Raw genomic sequence first — 4457 nt, forward strand, 5'->3', positions numbered from 1 at the left:
CGATGCAGGATGGCGGCGAACAGGAGCTGGCCGATGCCGAACGGCAGCCCCATCGCCCAGGGCGACAGCGAGCGGTCGCCCGCGGCGACGGCGAGCACGACCAGGCCGCAGGCGAGATACCAAGCGCCGGCCACGGCCATCGCCTGCGGCAGCGCCCGGCTCGCCGCGAAGATGCCGAGGCCGAAGACGAGCTGCCACAGGCCGGGCAGCATCCACACCGCGTCCGGCGCGACGTTGAGGATCACCACCGGCAGCAGCGCGCCGACCGCGGCGGCCGGCACGAACTGCACGGCGGCGGCGTGGATCATCTCGTCGGCGAGATGCGAATGGAGGCGGCGCGAGCGAGTCGTGGCCTCGGCGACGACCAGCGCGATGCCGAGCACCGCGGTGAGCACCCAGATGGCCAGCCAGTTGGTGACGTCGACCGGGTCGGGCATGAAGGCCGCCTGGGCGGCCGCGGCTGCCCCGGCCATCAGCCCGGTGAGCGCGACGGTCGCCGGCCCCCAGCCGCGGAACTCGCTGCCGCGGGCGAGCTGCGCCTTGATGGCGTCGATGTCGGCGAGCGCCTTCTCCAGGTCGGTTTCGAGCTCGGCCATGGCCCCTCCCGCGGCTTTGCGTCGCAAAGTATACGCCGATGCAAACCGAGCGCAACTAACTTTGACCACCGATACGGTCGGCTTGATGTAGAATAACGATTGACTCTGGCGTGAAGGGTTCTAAATCGGCGTCACGATGGGCTCGCGTGCAGAGCCCCGCTTTCACAAGTCGTTTCATGTGATCCCGTGCCCCTCCCGGGGGGCGCGCGAACAGTGTCACCGGATCCCGATCCGGACGAGGTCTTGGGAGACCGCGCGATGCGAACCATCCCGTCGGCGCCGCTGCGCCGCGCCGCCTCCGATTTCGCCTTCGACGCCATGCTGCATCCGGCCCACGCCTTCGTCCATCCGGAGGCCGTGGTCGAGGACCCGGATCTGAGCCTCGCCGAGAAGCGGGCGATCCTGATCGCCTGGGCGTCCGACGCCGCCGAGGCGCCCGAGGGCGCCGGCCCGGTGCGGCCTGTGCCGGTCGAGGAGATCGTCGAGGCGCTGCGCGGGCTCGACCGCGCCGCCCAGTTCACGGCCGAGGACGGCGAGCGCTGCCGCTTCGCGCTGCGCCAGCGCTGGCGCCGCACCCTGCTGCGCGGCCGCGGCCGCGGCCGCGACGACGCCCCACGCGGCTGACCGCGTCTCTCGACGCGCCTGGCTCCACGCTTCGCTGACTTGAACGTCCCGGCGCGTCCCGCGTGCCGGGACGTTCGCTGTCGGGGGCGACCGGGGGCCGTTCGCGCCAGCCCGTCGGGCGCGATGTATCTGCGAAGCCACACCCACCGGGACGATGTTCACAGACCCGGCGAGCGAAGCGGCCGACGCGTTGACAAATTGGGAAACAATCCCTCAACTGGTTAATACATTGTTACCCTGGTTGGGCGGTGGGATTCGCTAGCCCATTCGATCCACGACCGCGAGTACCCACGCTGTGCGCCGGACGGGGTCTCCCGGCGCGACCATGAAAACACGGACCGACCGGACGTCGCGCGGCGAACGGCGGTCATCTCCCGCGATCGGCTCACGGCGACAGCCAGGGACCGCGTCCCTGCCTGAACGGCGGTCGATTCGGCTTTGCAGTGCAGGGGACGTTCGATGACGGAGCTTTCTCGGTCGCGGCGCGACATGGGGTCGGCGGCCCCGGTGTGGCGGACGACGGGCTCGGCGCCCCGAAAAGGCTCCTCCACCCGAAAAGGATTCTCCAAGACCATCCCTGTGAGCGTCCCGGTCCTGTCGGTGCTGTTCGCGACCACGGCGCTCGTGTCGCCCGTCGTCGCCGCCGACGTGACCTGGACCGGCCCGGGCACCGACTGGTTTTCGGGCACCAACTGGAGCGGCGGCCAGACGCCGTCGACCTCCGACACGGCGGTCGTGAACGGCGCCGTGACGGCGACCATCGCGGGCCAGCCCGCGAGCGTCGATACGGTGCAGCTCGGCACCACGGCGACCAACGCCTCGCTCGCCATCGTGAATGCCGGCGGCCTGATCACGGCCGGGTGGGACAATATCGGCAAAGCCGTGGGCGCGACCGCGACCGTCACGGTCACGGGCACGGGGTCGACCTGGACCGCCAGCAGCGGCATTCTGGTCGGGGTCGAGGGCACCGGCCGGATCGACGTGTCCGGCGGCGCCATGGTCACCAGCAGCGCGCTTCATCTGGGCCGCCTCGCGACCGGCTCCGGAACCGTCACGGTCGACGCTTCGACCTGGATCACCAACGGCTCGGTGTCGGTCGGCTACGAAGGCACCGGCAGCATGACGCTGTCGAATCGCGCGACGGCGAGCTTCGGTGCGTTCCAGATCGGCATGTATTCCGGCGCCTCCGGCACGCTGCAGATCGAGAGCGGCGCCACGCTGACGACCAGCGGCGCGAGCCATGTCGGCAACCAGGCGAACACCACCGGCACGGCGACCATCACGGGCGCCGGCTCGCAGTGGACCAGCAACGGCCTCCTGTATCTCGGCCTGTCGGGCACGGGGTCGCTGACCGTGGCGAACGGCGGCACGTTCAGCACCGTCGGGATGGACATCGGCCGGAACACCGGCGCGGTCGGGACGCTGCGGATCGAGAGCGGCGGCAGCCTGACGTCGACCGGCGTGGCGACCGTCGGCTACCAGGGCCGCGGCACCGTCACGGTGACGGGCGCCGGCTCGTCGGCGACCTTCGACGCCCTCTCGCTCGGCTACAACGGCACCGGCAGCCTCGCCGTCACGGACGGCGCCACCGTCACGGCGAAGACCCTGAGCGCCGCGGAAGGCACCGGCGGCCGGGCCGACATCACCGTCTCGGGCGCGGGGAGCCGATTCACCACCACCGAGGGCGCGTCCGTCGGCAACACCGCGGCCGGAACGCCCGGCACGATCGCGGTCCAGGGCGGCGGCACGTTCGCGACCGGGTACGGCCTGTATCTGTACGGCGGCAGCTCCGTGACGGTGACGGGCGCCGGATCGCAGCTCCTCGTCGGAACCCGCAATCCAGGAACGCCGAGCGACTTCCCCCAGGCGGACGGCTGGCTCAGCATCAGCGACGCCAGCGTGACCGTCGCGAACGGCGCCCGGCTCGAGGCGGACGGCGTCTACGTCCAGGGCGCCCCCGGGGCCGGGGCCGCGTCGCTGACCGTGACGGGCCGCGGCACCGTCATGGACGGGCACCTCGTGATCTATGTCGGCGGCAACGGCAACGGCACGGCCGGCGACGGCACGCTGACGATCTCGGACGGCGCCACCGCGACGGCGACGATCCTCGGCACCGGCGTCGACGCCGGGCGAACCGGCCGACTCCTCCTGACCGGAGCCGGATCGAGCCTGACCACGATCCCGAACGGCACCTACACGGGCAACGCCTATGCGGGCTCCTACGGCAACGGAACGATCGTGGTCCAGGACGGCGCTGCGCTCAGCGTCGCGAACGAGCTCCGCATCGCCTATGCGGCGGGCTCGACCGGCAAGCTGCTAATCGGTTCCGAGCAGGGCCAAGCCGCCGCAGCCCCCGGCACCGTGACGGCGGCCGGCGGCGTCGTGTTCGGCAGCGGCACGGGCCAGCTCGTCTTCAACCACACCTCATCCAACTACATCTTCGCGCCGTCGATCAGCGGCACCGGGACCATCAGGGCGCTGTCCGGGACCACGACGCTCACCGGCGACTCGTCGGGCTTCAGCGGCACCCTGGAGGTGGCGGGCGGGATCCTGAACGTGGCCGGCGCGATCAATGCCGTGACCACGGTCGACAGCGGCGCGGTCCTCACCGGCTCCGGCAAGGTGGGCGGCGTCGACGCCCGGACCGGCGCCACGGTGTCGCCGGGCAACAGCCCCGGCACCCTGACCGTCACGGGCAACTATCAGCAGGCGGCGGGCTCGACCTATCTCGCCGAGCTGGTGCCGGGCAGCACCACGTCGGACCTGATCGCCGTCACCGGCACGGCGACGCTGGACAGCGGCGCCATCCTGCGCCTCGCCAAGTACGGCGCCGGCAACTATTCGGTCGACACCCGCTACACGATCCTGACCGCGGCGGGCGGCGTGACCGGCACGTATCTCCTGACCGGCGACACGGCGGCCTCCGCCTTCTACACCTGGACCGTCGGCTACGACCCGACCAGCGTCTATGTCGCCGCCGTGCAGACCCGCGCCTTCACCAGCGCCGCGACGACGCCGAACCAGATCGCCGTCGCCGGCGCGCTGCAGAACCTGACGACCGGCCAAAGACTGCGCTCGGCGGTCGGCAGCGTCGCCACCGACGCCGCGGCCCGCGCCGCCTTCGACCAGATCTCCGGCGAGATCCATTCGAGCATCACGGGCGCGATGGTCGAGGACAGCCGCTTCGTGCGCAACGCCGCCGTCGATCGCCTCCGCGCCGCCTCCGGGCGGGTCGGG

3 protein-coding genes are annotated in these 4457 nt (G+C 71.6%); 2 read left to right on the forward strand and 1 reads right to left on the reverse strand.

From position 1 onward, the window contains the following. Positions 1-596, reverse strand: a 596-nt coding sequence (locus tag CCR97_RS29305; RefSeq protein ID WP_201160153.1) for a hypothetical protein, incomplete at its 3' end; no start/stop codon positions are given. A 258-nt stretch (positions 597-854) separates the two neighbouring features. Here CCR97_RS29305 and CCR97_RS29310 point away from each other — a divergent pair. Beyond that, on the forward strand, positions 855-1220 hold the full coding sequence (locus CCR97_RS29310; protein ID WP_201160154.1) for a hypothetical protein: 366 nt from the start codon (positions 855-857) through the stop codon (positions 1218-1220). A 579-nt stretch (positions 1221-1799) separates the two neighbouring features. Beyond that, the coding region (locus CCR97_RS29315; protein WP_420826110.1) for a beta strand repeat-containing protein at positions 1800-4457 on the forward strand (2658 nt) is incomplete at its 3' end.

It is taken from the genome of Rhodoplanes elegans, assembly GCF_016653355.1.
GTDB classification, from domain to species: Bacteria; Pseudomonadota; Alphaproteobacteria; order Rhizobiales; family Xanthobacteraceae; genus Rhodoplanes; species Rhodoplanes elegans.